This window comes from Ruegeria sp. N7, from assembly GCF_056531345.1.
The window spans coordinates 1-18,360 of the sequence record NZ_JBQFLR010000021.1; the positions used below are offsets into that span (position 1 = coordinate 1).

Sequence of the window (18,360 nt, forward strand, 5' to 3'; positions counted from 1 at the left end):
CCTCATGCGCACAGTCCCAGAACATGATCCCAGCCTTCGGAAACAGATCCGAAATCGGCATCATCGCAGAGCCAATGATCCCAAACGCATGCTCAATACCATGCATCTGCAAAACCTTAACAAAGGCCTCTTCCGTCGTCATCTTCATAGGGGTGTTCTCCAAGCAAGAGTGAGAAAACCGGGCACCGGGACCCGGGGGTTGATATGGTTTTGGCGTAAGGGTGCGACCTGCGTTAGGGCCAGACGCGTCTGCGGAATATGTCCAGTGCGATCTCAGGCAGACCGGATGGCATCCGCGATCAGTTCGACGCCGGGGCCTATGCGGTTGGTCGAAATTGAAGAGTACCCGAGGCGGTAGAAATTCTGCGGCCTGTCGGGCCCCGAGAAAAACGGAGCACCCGGTTCGATATGAACACCCTGGTTCTGCAGCTTTAGCGCAAGCTGCGTTGTGTTGACGTGCTCGGGGGCCGACATCCACATTGATGAGCCGCCCATGACACCCCGCCCGGCCACTGTCAGCCCGCTATCCTCGATGGCTTTGTCCATCGCATCGCGCCGCTCTTGCAGGGCTTTCGACATACGTCGGATCTGCGCGTCGTAATGACCCAATGACAGAAAATACGCTGCCGTGCGTTGAATATGACCCGGCGGGTGGCGCAGGACCAACGAGCGAAGCGCACGTGCTTCGCGGATGAAAGGTTCGGACCCGACCATGTATCCAAGCCGCAATCCCGGAAACAGCGACTTGGAAAAACTGCCGACGTAAATCACGCGCCCATCCCGATCCATGGACTTGAGCGCGGGCGAAGGTGCGCTGCGAAAGGCCATCTCGAATTCATAGTCGTCCTCGACAACCATTGCATCCAGATCGCGTGCCCGATCCAGCAGCTTGTTGCGGCGGTCGATCGGCATCGTCGCGGTTGTCGGGCTTTGATGGCTGGGGGTGGTAAAGATGACATCCGCTTCGTCGGGGATCGCTTCGGGTGGCAAGCCGTCGCGATCGACGCTCAGGGGCGTCACAGCGCAATCCCAGTGGTTCAAAAGACTTCGCAGCGCGTAGTAGCAGGGATCTTCGATTACGGCCGTGCGATTGTGGGTCAGCAAAATGCGTGAGGCCAGCCAAAGCGCGTTCTGCGCGCCCAGGGTGATCAAGATCTCTTCGGGGCGGGCAACGATACCACGGCGCGGCAGTGTGTGGCGCGCGATGAATTCGATCAGCAACGGATCATCCTGATCCACGTAATCCCCTGTCAGCGAATCGAAGTCTTTGTGCCCCAAGGCGCGAACCGCGCATAATCTCCAGTTGGCGTGGTCAAACAAGGTCCGGTCGGCCTGACCGTAGATGAACGGATAGCGGTATTCGCGCCAGTTGCTGGGTTTCGGCAGGACGTCGCTGTCCAGAAAGCGGCGTGCCAGTGCCCTGTCCCAGTCGACAGATTCCGTGCCGCGCTGCACGGGCGAGTATTTGGGCGGAACCGGTGCGTTTTGCGAGACGTAATATCCTGACCTTCCCTTTGCCGTCAGATAATCATTTGCCAGCAACTCGGTATAGGCAAGCGTCACCGTGATGCGGCTGACACCCAGATGTGCGGCCAGCTTTCGCGAGGATGGCAGTTTTTCCCCCACGTGAAAGCGACCGGACAGAATGCCCTCGGCAATCATCTGCTGGATCTGGGCCTGCAACGTGCCCTGACCGTTGAGCTCAAGAAAGAATGTTTCGACCGATATCCCCATGCCTGCTTATAGGTTGGACTTAAGGCAGGGGCAATCTGGACTTACAGTGTCATGGAAAATTTTCCCAAGGTGGGTTGACCAGGGTCCTTTGTGAAACTACAAAACTAGAAATCTAGTTTAATGGAGGCAACTCATGTGGGAAACTGCTGCTGCCGGATTTTCCGCCATGGGTTCGGAAGCCCGGCTGAAAGTCCTCAAGACGCTAGTGCGGGCTGGTGAGGCCGGTCTGACCGTTGGCGAAATCCAGAACCGGACGGGGATTGCCCCGTCGACTTTGGCGCACCACCTGCGGTTTCTTGCAGCCGGAGGTGTGGTCGAGCAGGAAAAGATCGGTCGCACCACGATCAACCGGGCCTGTTATGACGAATTGAAGACGCTGGCGCAGTTCATTCTTAGCGAATGCTGCGCTGACGCGGTTGGAAAGGCGGCCAACGATGGCTGAATTGACGCAATCGCCCCGGCTGACCGCCAAAGGTGCACTTGAGATGATCAAGACACCCTGGGCATTGATTGTCGCCATTCTTGTGGCGGTGGCCGTTCTCGACCCCGGCAACCTGCGTGAGGTTGCGAGTTTTGCAGTCAGGGCCTTGGCGCATACAGGACAATACATCCTGTTTGCTGTGCTTCTGTTGTCATATCTCAAGGCAACCGGGGCCGAGGTGATGGTGGCGCGCGCTTTTGAAGGGCGCGAAACCCGGATGATCTTTCTGGCCGCCCTGTTCGGCGGCCTCGCACCGTTTTGTTCTTGCGAAGTCATTCCCTTTATTGCGGGCTTGCTTGCACTCGGAGCGCCGCTGTCGGCCGTGATGGCGTTCTGGCTCAGCTCGCCATTGATCGACCCACCGACGCTTTTGATTACGGCAGCCGCGCTGGGGTGGCCCTTTGCCATCGGTAAAGCGGTTGCAGCCGTTGCGCTTGGCCTGTTCGGCGGGTTCGCGGTTCGGTTGCTGATGCGGCAGGGGGCGTTTGCGCAGCCTTTGCGCGAATACAAGCCTGCCGGGTGTTGTGGATGTGGTCCGAAAGCGGATGACACGCCGGTCTGGAAGTTCTGGCAAGAGCCCGAGCGTCGCGTTCGGTTCCGTTCGGAATTCGTGCACAACGGGCTGTTCCTGCTGAAGTGGCTGGCGCTGGCCTATGTGCTCGAAGCTTTGTTGGTCAACTATGTACCTGCGGACCTGATCGCTGGCGTCGTTGGCGGAGAAGGCGTGCTGCCGATCATTGTCGCCGCGCTGGTGGGGATGCCGGCCTATCTGAACTCTTACGTCGCGCCACCGCTGCTGGCGGGTCTGATCGATCAGGGCATGACCGCGGGGGCTGCGATGTCGTTCATGGTTGCGGGTGCCGTCAGTTCCATACCGGCAATGGCCGCAGTCTGGTCATTGGTCAAACCGCGCGTGTTTGCGACTTACCTGAGCCTTGGTGTGGGGGGCGCAATAATCGCAGGCATCATCTTTCAGGTGGTATGAACGAAAAAGCCGCCCGGTGTCAGCATCGGGCGGCTTTTTCGTTGGATATCTCGATCAACCGGATTCGCAGAGACGGGGCAGTTTGAACCGATACCGGGCTTCGCCGCTTTTGACGTAAATGCGTTTTTCCACGCAGGCCGTCGTTCCAACGGTTTGTGAAATCTGCGACTCAGTCGACGTAATCGACGTGGCCGATCCATCGGGCAAGCGAACCGAGGCTACGACGCCGTTCTTCAGGTCCCCGTTCACCGGGGTTGCGGACAGAACCGGTACGATCAGGAAAGCCTCGTGTTCGTGTTCGCCTTCGTCCCCCAGCAGAAACAAGGTGGTGACGATGGCGATCATGACAACACCACCCGCCAGACCCAGCCCCCATGTCCTGAGAAAGGCGTAGATCGTTACGGCGCGGTGCGGGCCGAAAATCGCAGAAAGAATGCTCAGCATGACAAGTCCGTCAAAAAAGCCCCAGCCGTTCCGACTGGGGCTGATTGTCTGTTACAGACGAGGATCATCCTCGTCTTCATCATCCGCCCCGCCTTTGGGCAGGTTGAAGAAACTGTCGGCGTCGATGATAGGCTCGTCGTCTTTTTCGTTCGACCGATCATCGGACAGCGAGAAGGTTTCCAGACCTTCGATCGCGGTCGGGATTTTCGGCGCAGCGTCCATTTCCAGCGATTGCTCGGTCGAAACCAGCTTGCGACGCTCGTCATCGCTCATCACGCCGCCTTCGGCTGCTTTCTTGGCAGCGGCCTTCTGCACGATCGCATCCAGTTCGGACTGTTTGCACAGGCCCAAAGCAACCGGGTCGATCGGCTGCATGTTTGAGATGTTCCAGTGCGTGCGCTCGCGGATCGACTGGATGGTCGGCTTGGTGGTGCCAACCAGCTTGGCGATCTGGCCGTCGCTGAGTTCGGGGTGGAACTTGACCAGCCACAGGATCGAGTTCGGACGGTCCTGACGCTTGGACAGCGGGGTATACCGCGGGCCACGGCGCTTTTCTTCGCCGGATGCCGCCGGATTGAACTTGAGCTTCAGCTTGTGCAGCGGGTTTTTCTGCGCGGCGTCGATCTCATCCTGAGTCAGCTGGTTGTTTGCGATCGGGTCAAAGCCCTTTACGCCTGCGGCCACATCGCCATCGGCGATGCCCTGCACTTCCAGTTCGTGCATCCCTACGAAATCCGCGATCTGCTTGAAGCTGATCGTGGTGTTGTCCACCAGCCATACGGCGGTTGCCTTGGCCATAAGCGGTTTTGCCATCAGCCCGTCTCCTATACATACATCTTTCCCGTCGCCGGAATTCGGCGGCCCCTTGGTCTTGGGGCAGGTTTCCGTTGTCGGGGAACTTGGCCCGTATATAGTCGCCACGCAGCAAGAAGGGAAGAGGCGAATGCGCTGGGTCGTATTGTGGGTCTTCAGCGCGATGACAGCGCTGGCCGAAGGTGAAAAAGCAGGTGAGTTCGACTATTACGTCCTGTCGCTTAGCTGGTCGCCCAACTGGTGCGCCCGTGAAGGGGACGCGCGCGGGTCAGACCAATGTGACGACCGGCACGACCACGGATGGATCCTGCACGGGCTCTGGCCGCAATTTCATCAGGGCTGGCCATCCTTCTGCCGCTCGCCCGAGGCGCCGCCAACACGCCGCATGACGCGGGAAATGGAAGATATTCAGGGTAGTGCGGGCCTTGCATGGCATCAGTGGAAGAAACACGGCACCTGTTCGGGGCTTTCTGCGCCCGACTATTTCGCCCTGTCCCGGCGTGCCTATGACGCTGTCGAACGCCCGCAGGTCTTCCGCAAGCTGGACGCATCCGTCAAACTGCCGGCTTCGGTGGTCGAGGATGCGTTTTTGAAAGCCAATCCGGAACTGGAGCGCGATATGATCACGGTCACCTGCAAACAGGGCTATATCGAAGAGGTCCGCCTATGCCTGTCGCGCGACCTTGATCCGGTGCCATGCGGCCGCGATGTAATTCGCGACTGCACCGCCAAGGACGCGCTGTTCGATCCGATTCGCTAGAGCTTCTTGTTCTGGCAGTCCCGCGCATAGTCCAGCGCCTTGGCGGTGCCTTTCAGATCAATCGCCATCACCACCTCGCCTGCGGGATTGTAAACCGTCATCGTCTTGTTCTGGGCAATCGCGGTGACGAAATTCCGGTCGGTAAAAAACACCGTCGCACCGGGCACTTTGCGTTCATTGAACCCGATAGCGGTGGCATCAAAGCTCTTGCCGTCCAGTTCGAACCGGATGGGATAGCTCTCACCTTGCTTAATGTCGCCCCAGGCCTTGTTGTAAACGGCGAAATACCCGCGATTATCCAATGCGTCATAGCCCAGCCGCACTACCGAGAGATCCTGATACACCGTCTGGATCAGACACCCGTTCCCAAGCGCGGGGTCCATCATGATGTTCCAGCCTTCAACAAAGCCCTTGTCCACAAGGTCCTGCGACAGGCCAGCGGTTGCGGTGAAGGCGGCGAGGGTGAAGGCGAGAAGTCGGGTCACAATTGGTCTCCAGTATTGAGTAACTTGTTTGCCGCAACCCTATTTGACGTGCTGGACCAAACAAAGGGGTCATCTGCCTTAGAAATTACTAATTTTCTTTTGATCCTACCCGCTCAGATTTACATTTGCTAAAATGAAATCCAAAGCCATTTGTTCCGATCAATGCCTCTCGATACTTTGACGAGACAATACTGGATGTCAGCATTCAAAAGTCTATTTGTAGCTTGTTTCTTAACCTCTTCGGTCATTCTGGACAGGGCGGGGTTCGCTGAAGTCAGCGGCAAGTTCCAATTTGACGCCGAATCCTACTGCGAAACGCATGGGTGTAAGAAAGGCCCATCACTTTTTGATCCACCAATCTTGGATCATGAGTGGCAACCTTTTGAAAGCTCAGACCTGTTGGTTTGGGGCGCGGACGTTTGTCTCGGGTATTTTCTGACCAAAGATGAGAGCGCGTGGAATGGCGGCATGACAGAAGACAAAGTTGGCGACAAACATGGGATCTATGTAGTCTTAGGCGATTTCTTGGCGCGGATTCACATCTTCGACTGGCCTCCCATAGATGCCGCCAGCCCATATTCCGAATATGGGGTTTTTCAGTGCGAAACTACGAGCCAGCCTGAATACAAGCTGGACGCCGAGCGCAGCACAGAACTGAAAAAGTGGGTCGAGTTCAGGCTGACAAAGGAGGAAGGATGGGTCGGAAGCATCGAAAGCTTCACCGGGTACCTGAAAGGACTATTTAGGAGTGATGCTCTCGGTCTAACGATTCATTTCGAAAACTACAGTGGAGCGCGCGTCCGGTTTGAAGCGGACTATTGGGGGCCGCCGGTGCTGATTGACGAAACTGACGGGCTTTATTGATGTGCTAGTGTCTACAACCGGCTACAATTCCTTTCGCGCCCTGAGCGCCGCCGTGATCGTTCCGTCATCCAGATAATCCAACTCTCCGCCGATGGGCACGCCTTGCGCCAGTGAGGTCAGGCGCACCTGGCCTTCCAGCTGATCGGCGATGTAATGGGCGGTGGTCTGGCCGTCGACGGTGGCGTTCAGGGCAAGGATCACTTCGGTGATCCCTTCGGCCAGGACCCGATCCCTGAGGCGAGGAATGCGCAGCTCGTCCGGGCCGATACCGTCCAGTGCAGACAGTGTGCCACCCAGCACGTGATAGCGGCCTTTGAAGACCCCTGACCGTTCCATCGCCCAAAGGTCGGCGACGTCCTCGACCACGCAGAGTTCGCCGGTCGCTCGGGCCTCGCTATTGCATATGTCACAGATATCCGTGGTGCCCACATTGCCGCAATTCAGGCATTCGCGGGCGGTGACGGCCACTTGCTGCATGGCGTCTGACAGGGGTGTCAGCAGCAGAGCGCGTTTGCGGATCAGGTGCAGCACCGCGCGGCGGGCCGAGCGCGGGCCCAACCCCGGCAGTTTGGCCATCAGGTCGATCAGATTGTCGATTTCGCTGTTCGTGCCCATGGCCTGTCCTGCTTTGCGCCGGAGGGAGCCTCCGGCGGGAGTATTTGGGAAAAGATGAAGCTCAGAACGGTAGCTTGATGTCTTTGGGCAAGCCCATGCTTTCGGTCAGCTTGCCCATCTCTTCCTGTGAACGTTCGGCGGCTTTGGCCTGAGCGTCCTTGATGGCGGCCAGGATCAGGTCTTCGACCACTTCCTTGTCGTCGCCGTTGAAGATCGACGGGTCGATGTCCAGCCCCTTGAGTTCACCCTTGGCTGTGGCCGTTGCCTTGACCAGCCCTGCACCGGATTCGCCGACAACCATCATGTTGTTCAGCTCTTCCTGCATTTCGGTCATCTTGGTTTGCAGGTCTTGTGCGGATTTCATCATCTTGGCCATGTCGCCCAGTCCGCCAAGCCCGCCGAGTCCTTTCAGCATCAGTCGTCTCCTGTGTTTCTGTTTGGTTCTAAATACGGACCGCAGGCAGGTGGCACAAGAGGTCTCCCGCCTGTCCAGATCAGAGCGGCGCCGACCGATCATTTATGTGCCCGCATTCCCTCCTTCAGGTGCATCGTGAAAGGGGGTGAGTATGCCGGTTTCTTGAAACTTGGACCCGCGGGCTCAGGGGCTAGTCCTCTTCGAACGGGTCCCATTCCTCTTCGACTTCGGGAAGGGCCTCGGTCTCAACCTTGGCGGCGCGCTGTTCAGGTGTTTCGATCCGAATGATCTTTGCCTTGGGGAATTGCGTCAGCACGGCCTGAACCAGCGGGTGTTCTTCGGCCTCGGCTTTCAGGGCCAGTTCGGCCCGGTCCCGCACTTCCGCGATGGTCGCGGCATCCCCGTCCGAGACAATGGAGACGGCCCACCGATTGCCGGTCCAGCGTTGCAGGGCAGAGCCCAATCGCGACGCCAGATCCGACGGTGCCTGAGGTGTCTGGGTGAATTCGATCCGGCCAGGCTGGTACGACACAAGGCGCACGCCGCTTTCCACCTCGACAAGCAGTTTCACATCGCGGTTTGTGCGGATCAGTTCCACCACATGCCCGAAGGTTGGATAGCGGGCCAGGGCCGTCTGTGCATCCTGCGCCAGCGCGGCAACCGGTGCACCACCCGCGCCGCGCGGGGGCGATGTATAGGCAGGCGGCGGGGTCGCGTTGGATTGCGTTGCCACCGGGGCCTGCCGGGACGGTGACATGCCCCCGCCCGGCCCGCCGGGTGGCGAAGGTGGGGCGTCTTGCAGCCGTTTGATCAGCTCTTCGGGGCTGGGCAAATCGGCGACATGCGTCAGTCGGATAACAGCCATTTCGGCGGCCATCATCGCGTTGGGCGCGGCAGAGACTTCCTCCAGCGCCTTCAGCAGCATTTGCCACATCCGGGTCAGAACCCGCATCGGCAAGGCCTCGGCCATGTGCTGGCCCCGTGTGCGTTCGTCGGGGGAAACTGTCGGGTCTTCGGCCGCGTCAGGTGTGATCTTTACGACAGACACCCAATGCGTGATTTCGGCCAGATCGCGCAGCACGGCCAGAGGATCTGCACCTTCCGCATATTGACCACTCAGTTCAGCGAGCGCCCCTGCCGCGTCACCACGCAGGATCATGTCCATCAGGTCCAGAACCCGTCCACGATCGGCCAGACCCAGCATCGCACGGACCTGATCCGCCGTCGTCTCACCGGCTCCGTGCGAGATTGCCTGATCCAGCAGTGAGGTCGCGTCGCGGGCCGATCCTTCTGCGGCGCGGGTGATCAACGCCAGCGCATCGTCGGCGATCTGCGCGCTCTCCGCCCCGGCGATCTTGCGCAGCAGGCTGATCATGTCTTCGGGCTCGATCCGGCGCAGGTCAAAGCGCTGACACCGCGACAGAACCGTGACCGGCACTTTGCGAATCTCGGTGGTCGCGAAGATGAATTTCACATGTGCGGGCGGTTCCTCGAGCGTCTTGAGCAGCGCGTTGAATGCGCTGGTCGAGAGCATGTGAACCTCGTCGATGATGTAGATCTTGTAGCGTGCACTGGCGGCGCGATAGCGGACACTGTCGATGATCTCGCGGATATCGTTGACGCCGGTACGGCTGGCCGCATCCATTTCCATCACATCGACATGGCGACCTTCCATGATTGCGACGCAATGCTCGCACTGACCGCAAGGCTCGGTTGTCGGCCCTCCGGTTCCATCCGGCCCGATGCAGTTCATGCCTTTGGCGATGATCCGCGCCGTGGTGGTTTTTCCCGTTCCGCGAATGCCGGTCATGATAAAGGCCTGCGCAATCCGGTCGGCCTCGAAGGCGTTTTTTAGGGTGCGCACCATAGCATCTTGACCCACCAGGTCGGCAAAGGTTTCCGGGCGGTATTTGCGGGCGAGAACCTGATAGGCGGGGCTGGGCGTGTCTGTCATGTCTTCTCGCTCGGATTCGGTGCTTCGGCACAGCGTAGTGGCGGCGGCAGTCCGCGTCCACTGTGGGGCGCGATGATTTTTTGTTTCAGAAACGGGCTGGTTTCCAACTAAACTGGTCCAGCGGATTTAATGACTCATTTCTTAAAGAGTACCTTGGGGGAGGACGCACTTCATGTCGCAGCTGGTCATTTTTGCTCTGCAGGTCGGAGGCGGAACGCTTGCCCTTACTTCAATGCCCGGGCGTGGCGGGGATTACGTCGGCGATCTGGATATGATTGCGGCTTGGAAACCGGGCCTTGTGATTTCAATGACGACGGATGTTGAAATGCTTCAGGATGGCGCGCAGCACTTTGGCAGCGACATCCAAAGCCGTGCCAGCCGGTGGGTTCACCTGCCGATCGAAGATTTTGGAGCACCGACGCAGGCGGTTCAGAAGGCCTGGCCAGAGGTCAGCGCCACGGCCCGACATGCGCTGTCGGGCGGTGGCCGGGTTCTTGTGCATTGCCGTGGGGGGTGCGGCAGATCCGGGATGATTGTTCTGCGACTGATGGTTGAATGCGGTGAACGCGCCAGCGACGCACTGGACCGCCTGCGGGCCGTGCGCCCCTGCGCTGTCGAAACCGATGCGCAGCTGGCCTGGGCGTCCCGGATCACCCCGGCACAGGTGGAAGTGGGATCAAGCTGACAGCTGCTGGGGTGCGTAGCCGGTTTTCCGGGGCCGGATCGTTGAAACCTCGATCATGGCGCAAGGCGGGTTCGCGACAATGCCCGAGGGCAGCGTGCTGAATGTAGGTCCGAAGATCAAATCGGCATAGGCATCAAGGTCCCGAATTGCCGTATCAGGGTGCGCCCCGCAGAAAACGCGAACGCTGTCGGATCGCGCTCGGATCGTTGCCATGCACCCTTCCGCGCAATGTGACAGCGCGCTGTTGCCTTCAAATTCGAAATCTTCGCTGGTGGCCGAAACCGCCTGCGCCATGGCTTCGGAAATCGAGCGGGCCAGTCGCGCCAAAGCCGGGCAGGTATTGCCCGTCCGCTGGCACACAGTTGCGCTGTATTCGTGTGACTTTGTCTTCCAGATCATCCTGCGCCCTCCGCGCGTGGTGGGCTGGATATTGGGGCAGGTGGGACAGCATCTCGCTGTCAGGACCTGCCCGGACACCCCGCCCGAGTTTCGGTTTCAGTTCCGATGGCAGGTCTCCTGACTTGCGGGTCATTGCTCTGCCGACCTTCCCAGCCCGTGGGCCAGTGGTATTTCGGCATTACTTACCGCTTACAGTTGCGGGGGCAGTCGCGGACTTGGTTGATATCTGTGTGACCAGACAAACCGCACCGTGTTCCCTTTTCATCCCGACCTCTTGTGGGGGCCGGAAACCATCACACAACCGCTAGCGCCTGATCGCGTTCCGAGTCAAGCCGATCTTTAGGCCGGACGTTTGGTCATGCTGGATGCGGTTTACCTTCCGGCTTAGTGTCGTCGGCATCGAAGGCAGGCAAACCGATTTTTTCAGCGAAAGCCGGGGATCATGTTGGATACGGAACAGACAGTGTTGATCGAAGATTTCCGCTTTCCGTCCGGGTCTGTGACCTTGTCGGCGCGGCTGTACCGGCCAGTGGGTGAGCCGGACACGGTTATCGTGCTGAACAGTGCCACGGGTGTGCCGCGTGACTATTATCAACACTTCGCGCGATGGCTGGCTGCCGACCGGGGGATAGCTTGCCTGACCTATGACTATCGGGACTACGGGCTTTCTTTGGTTGGCCGCCTGAAAGACGCAACTGCAACAATGGCGGATTGGGCGTTGATCGACATGCCAGCGGCACGGGCCGAAATGCGCAGGCGGTTTCCAAAGGCGCAGCAGTGGACCATCGGCCATTCCGTCGGTGCGATGCTGGGGCCGGTGCAGCCGGATATCGACCAGATCGACCGAATGATCGGTGTGTGTTCGGGACTGGTGACTTTGAAAGATCACCCATGGCCCTATCGGGGGTTGGCAGGGCTGTTCTGGTATGGCCATGCACCGCTGATGGTGCGGGCACTTGGCTATCTACCCGGCAAAGCAATCGGGTTTGGTTCGGACCTGCCCGCCTCGGTCTACTGGCAATGGCGCAAATGGTGTACAGCCCCTCTTAGCTACGTTCCCGAGATCGGGCAGAATTTGCCTGATGCGCATTGGGGCAGTTCTGGAACACCAGTGGATCTGTTCACGTTCGAAGATGACCAGATGGCTCCGCCCGAGGCGGTTTGGCGCCTTGCTGATTTGTATGGCCCCGAGGCCAGACGCCACCTTCTGAAGCCTGCTGAATTCGGACTGCCGGAAATAGGCCATATCGGAGCATTTGCCCGGCGCAATGCAGCGGTCTGGCCGCGCCTGATCGCCTGATCAGACGCGACGCAGGTTTTCCATAACACCTTGCAGCTATGGCCGTTTGCGAAGTTTCTTGTCCTGCATGACACCGCGCACCATCTTGCCAAAAGCCTTGTCCCGCGCCCGCGATTGCGCAACGGTTTCCGAGTTTCGCTGATCTTCACGCCGCAGCTTGCGCCAACGGTCCAGCCGCGCCGGATCAAGCACGCCTTCGTCGATTGCGTTCTGCACGGCACAGCCGGGCTCGGTCTCGTGCTGACAATCCGAAAAGCGACAGCTTTGGCCAAGCTCTGTGATGTCCGAGAATACGTCGTCGATCCCGTCCTGAGCGTCCAGCAGGCGCAATGCGCGCATTCCGGGCGTGTCGATCAACCATCCACCGTTTCTCATCGGGTGCAACGCACGCACGGTTGTCGTGTGCCTGCCCCGTGCGTCGTCTTCGCGAATTCCAGACGTGGCGAGGTTTTGATCTGTCATGGTGTTGCTGAGCGTCGTTTTACCCACGCCCGACGACCCGACCAGCGCGCCGGTCTGGCCTTTGGGACACCATGCCAGAACCTTTTCGACATCTGTCGGATCCCGAGCGTTGATCGTCAAAACCGTCAAAAACGGGTCCAGAGATTCCACTTGTCCCGAGAAACTTCCGGGATCATCCGACTGGTCAGCTTTCGTCAGGACAACAACCGGATAACATCCGGCCTGGTGCGCAAGAACCAGATAACGTTCCAGTCGGGGCAGGTTGAAGTCCGCATTGCACGAGCTGACGATGAACAAAACATCGACATTGGCCGCAATCAGTTGGGTTGCGGCGCCTGTACCGGCAGCTCTGCGTTGCAGCAGGCTGCGCCGGTCCAGAAGGTGGCGCACGCGGTTTTCGGCGTCTGCAAGGACCCAATCTCCGACGGCATATGAACCGGTCGGATTATCCGGTGTCAGCAAAGGGAATTCACCATCCGGGCTCAGCCCGATCAGACGGTCCCGATGTACCGATGCGATACGAAAGGGCGTGTCAGAAGGAAAAGCCGCGTGTTGCGCGGCAAAGTGAGAGGACCATCCCAGGTCCGAAAGCGTATAAGACATTTATCTGCCTGTTTTCAGAAACAGCAATGCCAACGGATGGCAATCGCGCATCCGCAGGTCGTGTGTTCAGGCAGTCCGGTGATTCCGGTGAATCAGAACCAGTCTGCCCGAAGGGTTTTCACTACAATCATAAAGCCCTCCTGCGGCTGTGGTTCACGAAGTGAGAGGTTGGACATCGACCCAAGCGGGGCTCGTTGTGGCTGCTTCCTTCCGGACCTGACCAGGTTGGCGAGGCGCTCGCCCGCGCCAACCTCTCGAGTCCGGATATAGGGAAGGCATCGGGAAAAGACAACCCGTCAGAGCGTCAGGCGAATGCGTTCAAATCCCCTGCCATCCGAGCCCAGCAGCACGGGATCGAACCTGCGTAACTCATCCAGATATTTCAGGGCGCCCGGACCTGTTCGAAGAATTGTCGCCACGCCCCGCTGCGGCATCAGCGAGAACGGGTAGGGCTGCTTGGCGATCGGATCGGGCGGAAGGTGCTGTGACAGGTAATCCCGCACAAGGTCCTTGATGCTCAACGGTGGCAGGCTGATCAGCTCTGTCGTTGTCGCATGCGGAAAATGCCCGCCTCCGCTGGCGCGGTAATTGTTCAGCGCCATAACGAATATCTGCTCCGGTCGAACGGGATGGCCTGCATATGTCAGATCACTGATCCGCCTGTGGTCGGGATGGATCATTTTCCCCTGCGCATCGTATCGCGGCGGCTGTGTGGGGTCGATCTGATAAGACAGTCCAAAGACGATGTCGAAATTGTACCCGGCCCGTTCAGCGTTGATCAGTTCCGGTTCGGAACCGGGCATTAACTGGTTGAATACGCTGGCTGACATCTCCAACCAGTCCAGCAGGTGCGCACCGCTGATCCGGATTGCACGCAGCTCGTTTGGAAACACATGCAAATCCGTGACATGACGCAAACATATTTCTCCGGCGGGTACCTCGGTGTAATGGCGGGGTCCTGCGGGCCCGCCGGATTTGGCAGGCGAAACAACCGACAAAATCGGCAGATCCGCCAGGTCGGTTCCCTGCAAAAGCGGGCGCAGTGCGGCTGCTTGCGCCGCAGCTACAAGGGTCAGCCCGCGATCCGGCGCACAGCAACTGAAATAGCTGTGCAATGTATCCGGGATATGTGCCACCGGTGCGGCAACGGATTGACGGGTCATACGATGCGCCACCTCACACAGGACCGCAATTTCACTGTCTTCCCCGACGGCTGTGCCGTTGCTGATAACCGGACGCAGTTCGACGCGGCTATCCCGGATTTGCACTTTGCCGTCCGGCCCGGCGGTCACGGCCAAATCGATAACCCCCAGGTAAGAGCCCGCTGATCCCGGCATGACAACGGGCGTTCCATGTACCAGCCCCGTCAGGTGATCGACCATCGGGGTATTGGCATGGCCCTCTCCTGGAAGTGTCAGGTGAGTGTGCCCGGCTACAATGGCATCGATGCCTTTGATCGCGGCCAAGGGTATCACGGCGTTTTCCATCCCCGCCACCGGTGCGGTGCCCCCAAGGCCGGAATGAGCAAGCGCCACGATGATATCACACCCCTCGTCGCGCAATGTCTGCGTCAGGGACTTTGCCGCAACCAGGATATCCTCGACGACGATATCGTCATCCAGATTATGCGCCTCCCAACAGGCCGTTTGCGGCGGAAGAACCGAGAAGATGCCGATGCGAACAGGAATGTCTTTACCGTTCAAAGACACAGTGCGGTTCAGAACGATATGCCGCTGCCAGGGCTGAGGTCCGCGCGTGCGATACAGGTTGCTGCAAATAACCGGGCAGGGGGCTTGCGTCAGGATGTTGTCCAATGTCGCCAGCCCGAACCCGAAATCATGGTTGCCCAGCCCGATCGCGTCATAATCCAAGGCTTTGAACGCCTTCATCATCGGATGGGCAGTGCCACTTTTTGCTGCCCAATCGCCCATTGGGGTTCCCTGCAACGAATCCCCGTTGTCAAACATCAGCACCAGCGCGTCCTTGGCCTCTTGCCGGGCTGCGCGGATCAGGCTGGCGGTGCGTGTCAATCCAATCGTCTGGTCTGGCGTGTCAGTGTAATAGTCAAAACCGGTCAGGTTCATATGCAGGTCGGTTGTGGCCAGAATGCGAATTTTCCCACTGTCACCAATGGGCTGTACCTGCGTCGAGAAGGGGATCTTCACTTTGAGTATTCTGCTATTGAATGTGGGTATTGATTAAATCCATCAAAATTCACTCTAGATGATTTTTCCGAGGCCACCATGCGGCTTTTCGGCGGCAGGCTGGCGGATTTTCTGCCCCTGAATAGCCATTGCAACACAGGCCGAGACGTGGCAGCCCTGTGCGCAAGACCAAAAGGAAATCCAATGAAAAACGCAGAGCAGGTAACCTTCGGGGGGTCGGGCCTTGATCGGGCGGCGCAGTATCGCGGAGATGCGAACAAGCTGGCCGAGGCGATGCACAACCCTGCCGCGCAGTGTGTCTTGCTATGGCGCGGAAAGCTGCTGGTACAGGGTGAGGGGCTGGACCAGCTTGCGATGATCCCGATGACGCACCCGCTGATTAGCAATGGTCCCGGCGGCGTCATTGAATCCCCGGTGTTTTTGGGTCTGAGCGCTGACAGTTCCCCCGTGTTTGCCGTTGATATTTCCGCATGGACAGCCGAGGGGCTGGATCTAACAGGTCTGGGCGCGTTCGTGGACAAGTCCGAACAACAGCACCCGGAGTTACCGCAAGGCCACGTGTTTGCCGAGCTGCGCCGGATCATGACACGGCTGTCGGCACGCGACGCGGAACTGGCGGCCACGTCTAAGGCAATAATCGGGTGGCATGAAACACATCGCTATTGCGCCCGATGCGGTGCCGCCAGCGAGGTGTCGCAGGGGGGATGGCAGCGCAGTTGCCCGTCCTGTGGCGGGCAGCACTTTCCGCGCACCGATCCGGTTGTGATCATGTTGATCACGCATGGAGACAGCGTGCTGATGGGCCGGTCTCCGGGTTGGCCTGATGGGATGTTTTCCTTGTTGGCGGGATTTGTTGAGCCCGGCGAAACACTTGAGGCAGCAGTGCGCCGCGAAGTGATGGAAGAGGCGGGCGTGCCGGTGGGTGCGGTTTCGTACCTGTCCAGTCAGCCCTGGCCATTTCCGGCCTCATTGATGTTTGGATGTGCGGGTGAGGCGTTGTCACGCGACATCGTGATCGACCCGGTCGAAATAGAAGAGGCGATGTGGGTCAGCAAATCCGAAATGATGCAGGCCTTTGCCGGTGATCATCCCCGGTTGTTGCCGGCTCGCAAGGGGGCTATCGCTCATTTTCTGCTTCAGAACTGGCTTGCAGATACTCTGGACTGAGGAAACATTGGCTCAGCAATAAAACAGCAAAGGTCATTATGCAGTTTTCAGCGCGAGAAGATATCGAGGCCCCCATCCAATCGGTATTCGACATGGTGTCGGATTTCGAACGATTCGAGCGTATGGCAATGCGCCGTGGCATTGATGTGCGCCGTTTGGGCGGTGGCACAGCGGTGACTGCCGGAACCGAATGGAATACGGAGTTCAAACTGCGCGGAAAGCCGCGTCAGATGTCGGTGGTGATGACGGATTTCGACAGGCCTGCGCAAATGCGATTTGACGCTGCCAGCAAGGGCATTACCGGGTTCACGACCGTGGATTTTCTGGCCCTGTCCCCGCGCCGGACGCGCCTGAGCGTTGAAATGTCACTCGCCGCCAGGTCCCTGCCGGCACGGTTGCTGTTGCAATCCATGAAACTGGGACAATCCAGATTTCGCAAACAGTTCCAGGTGCGTCTCAGCGAATTCGCACGCGAGTTGGAGCAAAGGCACCTGCATGGCGGGTAAGACACATGATCGCACGGCAGGTGCGATGGGCCCGGACCACCTGAGTTTCAAACCCGCATCCGAAAGCGATGCCGAAGGGGTCGCTGGCGTTCTTCACGATCTGGTCTTGGTTGGCAAGCGGCGCAAAGCCCACGATGTCGATTTTGCCCTAAGGCACTATGTTCGCCACCCGGATCAAATACGGTGTACAATCGCCACGGACCCGAATGGTCACGTGCTTGGGTTCCAATCCCTGAAATATGCGGTCGAAAACCACCCCTACGACGTGTCAGTCGGGTGGGGCGTGATTGGAACCCATATCCGACCATCAGCCGCCCGGCTTGGGATCGGGCGCGCACTTTTCGCGCACACTCTGGACGCGGCCCGCGCGCATAGTCTCCCTGCTATCGATGCAACAATTGGCGCAGGCAATACCGAAGGTCTGGCCTACTACGAAGCCATGGGTTTCCGGACCTACCGCACGCAAGATGGGTCTGTGTCAAAGGTCTACCGGATTAACCGCTAGAGAGCGACGATTCCAGGCGCAGCGGCGCGGGACATTGGGAGCCACCGGCATTGCAAACAGCTTCGAAAAACGGGCAACATCCAAACAAGCCCAAAGGAATGCCGTCGTGAACCGTGATTATCCACGCGGATGTGCTGCCGGATAGACGCCCAGAACCTCGACATTGGTCGTGAAATGCTCAAGCTCGTCCATGGCCAGCTGCACGTTGCGGTCTTCGGGATGCCCGACGATATCCGCGTAAAACTGCGTCGCGGTAAAGGAGCCGTCGACCATATAGCTTTCCAGCTTGGTCATGTTGATCCCATTGGTGGCAAACCCGCCCATCGCTTTGTAAAGCGCAGCAGGGATGTTGCGGACCTGAAACACAAAGCTGGTGATCATCCCATGATCGCCCCGGCGGGACAAATCCGTTTCGCGCGACATGACAAGAAAGCGGGTCGTATTGTCGTCATTATCCTCGATATGGCGGGCCAGAACGTTCAGGTTATAGATCTCACCGGCCAGCTCACTGGCCAGCGCGGCTGAATGCGGATTGCCTTCCTCGGCCACTTCGCGGGCGGCGCGGGCGTTATCGGGGCTGACGCGGCCGCGGATGCCGTGTTCCTTAAGGAAACCCGCACATTGCGGCAGCAGCACCAGATGCGAATGCGCCTCGGTTATGTCTTCCAGTTTTGCACCCGGCACGGCAAGAAGGTTGATATGAACCCGGACAAAGGCCTCATCGATGATATGCAGCCCGCTGTGGGGTAACAGCCGGTGAATATCGGCCACCCGCCCATAGGTCGTGTTCTCGACCGGAAGCATTGCCAGATCCGCATCGCCTGAGCGGACCGATTCGATCACATCCTCGAAAGTGCGGCAGGGCAGGGCTTCCATATCTGGCCGAGCGTTGCGGCAGGCCTCGTGACTGTAGGCGCCGGGTTCCCCCTGAAAAGCAATGCGATTGGTCATTTGGTCGATTCCATGCAACAAGTTCGCGATTTGGTCGTTTCGTCGCGGTGTCTATACCTTGCCTCTC

21 protein-coding genes, 1 other RNA gene and 1 riboswitch are annotated in these 18,360 nt (G+C 58.9%); of the genes, 9 read left to right on the forward strand and 13 right to left on the reverse strand.

All coding sequences use genetic code 11. The features are described from left to right. Positions 1-148: thiamine pyrophosphate-binding protein (locus ACR0ES_RS17785; protein WP_480774324.1), on the reverse strand; the 148-nt coding region annotated here is incomplete at its 3' end. A gap of 125 nt (positions 149-273) precedes the next feature. Then, positions 274-1,734 carry a MocR-like pyridoxine biosynthesis transcription factor PdxR gene (pdxR, locus tag ACR0ES_RS17790; protein WP_480871437.1) on the reverse strand — a complete coding sequence of 487 codons (1,461 nt, stop codon included), beginning with the start codon at positions 1,732-1,734 and terminating at the stop codon, positions 274-276. Between the two features lie 133 nt (positions 1,735-1,867). Here pdxR and ACR0ES_RS17795 point away from each other — a divergent pair, with 133 nt between their 5' ends. After that, positions 1,868-2,176, forward strand: coding sequence for an ArsR/SmtB family transcription factor (locus ACR0ES_RS17795; protein ID WP_209507696.1), 309 nt, complete (start codon positions 1,868-1,870; stop codon positions 2,174-2,176). After that, positions 2,169-3,200, forward strand: a complete 1,032-nt coding sequence (locus ACR0ES_RS17800) for a permease (RefSeq protein WP_480871438.1) — start codon at positions 2,169-2,171, stop codon at positions 3,198-3,200. The genes ACR0ES_RS17795 and ACR0ES_RS17800 overlap by 8 nt, the downstream gene beginning before the upstream one ends. A gap of 54 nt (positions 3,201-3,254) precedes the next feature. Here the strand turns inward: ACR0ES_RS17800 and ACR0ES_RS17805 are convergent, their stop codons facing one another. Both ACR0ES_RS17805 and ACR0ES_RS17810 read right to left on the reverse strand, forming a co-directional pair. After that, positions 3,255-3,644, reverse strand: coding sequence for a hypothetical protein (locus ACR0ES_RS17805; protein WP_267363610.1), 390 nt, complete (start codon positions 3,642-3,644; stop codon positions 3,255-3,257). A 51-nt stretch (positions 3,645-3,695) separates the two neighbouring features. Beyond that, a complete protein-coding gene (locus tag ACR0ES_RS17810; protein ID WP_480871439.1) occupies positions 3,696-4,457 on the reverse strand; it encodes a DUF1013 domain-containing protein in 762 nt (253 codons plus the stop codon). A 130-nt stretch (positions 4,458-4,587) separates the two neighbouring features. Between ACR0ES_RS17810 and ACR0ES_RS17815 the strand changes: the two genes are divergently transcribed. Continuing rightward, complete coding sequence (locus tag ACR0ES_RS17815) at positions 4,588-5,217, forward strand: ribonuclease T2 family protein (RefSeq protein WP_480488860.1); 630 nt, start codon at positions 4,588-4,590, stop codon at positions 5,215-5,217. On the opposite strand, the gene ACR0ES_RS17820 is transcribed toward ACR0ES_RS17815, so the two are convergent. Continuing rightward, on the reverse strand, positions 5,214-5,702 hold the full coding sequence (locus ACR0ES_RS17820) for a hypothetical protein (protein ID WP_480538867.1): 489 nt from the start codon (positions 5,700-5,702) through the stop codon (positions 5,214-5,216). The two genes, ACR0ES_RS17815 and ACR0ES_RS17820, sit on opposite strands and share 4 nt — an antisense overlap. Positions 5,703-5,897: 195 nt before the next feature. Here ACR0ES_RS17820 and ACR0ES_RS17825 point away from each other — a divergent pair, with 195 nt between their 5' ends. Beyond that, positions 5,898-6,566 carry a hypothetical protein gene (locus ACR0ES_RS17825; protein WP_480833357.1) on the forward strand — a complete coding sequence of 223 codons (669 nt, stop codon included), beginning with the start codon at positions 5,898-5,900 and terminating at the stop codon, positions 6,564-6,566. Positions 6,567-6,587: 21 nt separating this feature from the next. On the opposite strand, the gene recR is transcribed toward ACR0ES_RS17825, so the two are convergent. The 3 genes from recR to ACR0ES_RS17840 form a co-directional block, all read right to left on the reverse strand. Next, the gene (gene recR / locus ACR0ES_RS17830; protein WP_480538862.1) at positions 6,588-7,181 is read right to left on the reverse strand and encodes a recombination mediator RecR; all 594 of its coding nucleotides are present in this window, start codon (positions 7,179-7,181) and stop codon (positions 6,588-6,590) included. A gap of 61 nt (positions 7,182-7,242) precedes the next feature. Then, positions 7,243-7,596, reverse strand: a complete 354-nt coding sequence (locus tag ACR0ES_RS17835; protein ID WP_209507712.1) for a YbaB/EbfC family nucleoid-associated protein — start codon at positions 7,594-7,596, stop codon at positions 7,243-7,245. Between the two features lie 190 nt (positions 7,597-7,786). Beyond that, positions 7,787-9,550 (reverse strand): DNA polymerase III subunit gamma/tau, encoded by a 1,764-nt coding sequence (locus tag ACR0ES_RS17840; protein ID WP_480871440.1) that lies wholly within the window; start codon positions 9,548-9,550, stop codon positions 7,787-7,789. Between the two features lie 172 nt (positions 9,551-9,722). Between ACR0ES_RS17840 and ACR0ES_RS17845 the strand changes: the two genes are divergently transcribed. Beyond that, a complete protein-coding gene (locus tag ACR0ES_RS17845) occupies positions 9,723-10,235 on the forward strand; it encodes a protein-tyrosine phosphatase family protein (protein ID WP_480488864.1) in 513 nt (170 codons plus the stop codon). Here ACR0ES_RS17845 and ACR0ES_RS17850 read toward each other — a convergent pair. Next, complete coding sequence (locus tag ACR0ES_RS17850; RefSeq protein WP_480484675.1) at positions 10,227-10,634, reverse strand: hypothetical protein; 408 nt, start codon at positions 10,632-10,634, stop codon at positions 10,227-10,229. The genes ACR0ES_RS17845 and ACR0ES_RS17850 overlap by 9 nt on opposite strands. Positions 10,635-10,724: 90 nt before the next feature. After that, positions 10,725-10,943: riboswitch (cobalamin riboswitch) on the reverse strand. A 133-nt stretch (positions 10,944-11,076) separates the two neighbouring features. Here ACR0ES_RS17850 and ACR0ES_RS17855 point away from each other — a divergent pair. After that, entirely contained in the window at positions 11,077-11,934 is an 858-nt protein-coding gene (locus ACR0ES_RS17855; RefSeq protein ID WP_480871441.1) for an alpha/beta hydrolase family protein, read from the forward strand. A gap of 36 nt (positions 11,935-11,970) precedes the next feature. Here the strand turns inward: ACR0ES_RS17855 and rsgA are convergent, their stop codons facing one another. From rsgA to ACR0ES_RS17870, 3 genes are all read right to left on the reverse strand, one after another. Beyond that, positions 11,971-12,999, reverse strand: a complete 1,029-nt coding sequence (rsgA, locus tag ACR0ES_RS17860; RefSeq protein WP_480871442.1) for a ribosome small subunit-dependent GTPase A — start codon at positions 12,997-12,999, stop codon at positions 11,971-11,973. A gap of 158 nt (positions 13,000-13,157) precedes the next feature. After that, positions 13,158-13,256, reverse strand: an RNA gene (ffs, locus tag ACR0ES_RS17865) — signal recognition particle sRNA small type. Between the two features lie 39 nt (positions 13,257-13,295). Further along, positions 13,296-15,164, reverse strand: a complete 1,869-nt coding sequence (locus ACR0ES_RS17870) for a bifunctional 2',3'-cyclic-nucleotide 2'-phosphodiesterase/3'-nucleotidase (protein WP_480871443.1) — start codon at positions 15,162-15,164, stop codon at positions 13,296-13,298. A 183-nt stretch (positions 15,165-15,347) separates the two neighbouring features. On the opposite strand from ACR0ES_RS17870, the gene nudC reads away from it, so the two are divergent. From nudC to ACR0ES_RS17885, 3 genes are read left to right on the forward strand one after another with little or no spacing between them, the layout of a single operon-like run. Continuing rightward, the gene (gene nudC / locus ACR0ES_RS17875) at positions 15,348-16,331 is read left to right on the forward strand and encodes an NAD(+) diphosphatase (protein WP_209598285.1); all 984 of its coding nucleotides are present in this window, start codon (positions 15,348-15,350) and stop codon (positions 16,329-16,331) included. A 38-nt stretch (positions 16,332-16,369) separates the two neighbouring features. Beyond that, positions 16,370-16,837, forward strand: a complete 468-nt coding sequence (locus tag ACR0ES_RS17880; protein WP_480871444.1) for an SRPBCC family protein — start codon at positions 16,370-16,372, stop codon at positions 16,835-16,837. Next, the gene (locus tag ACR0ES_RS17885) at positions 16,827-17,342 is read left to right on the forward strand and encodes an N-acetyltransferase family protein (protein WP_480547351.1); all 516 of its coding nucleotides are present in this window, start codon (positions 16,827-16,829) and stop codon (positions 17,340-17,342) included. Before ACR0ES_RS17880 ends, ACR0ES_RS17885 begins: the two co-directional genes overlap by 11 nt. A gap of 117 nt (positions 17,343-17,459) precedes the next feature. Here ACR0ES_RS17885 and ACR0ES_RS17890 read toward each other — a convergent pair whose 3' ends face one another. Next, positions 17,460-18,293 carry a prephenate dehydratase gene (locus ACR0ES_RS17890; protein ID WP_209507731.1) on the reverse strand — a complete coding sequence of 278 codons (834 nt, stop codon included), beginning with the start codon at positions 18,291-18,293 and terminating at the stop codon, positions 17,460-17,462. Positions 18,294-18,360 lie beyond the last annotated feature (67 nt).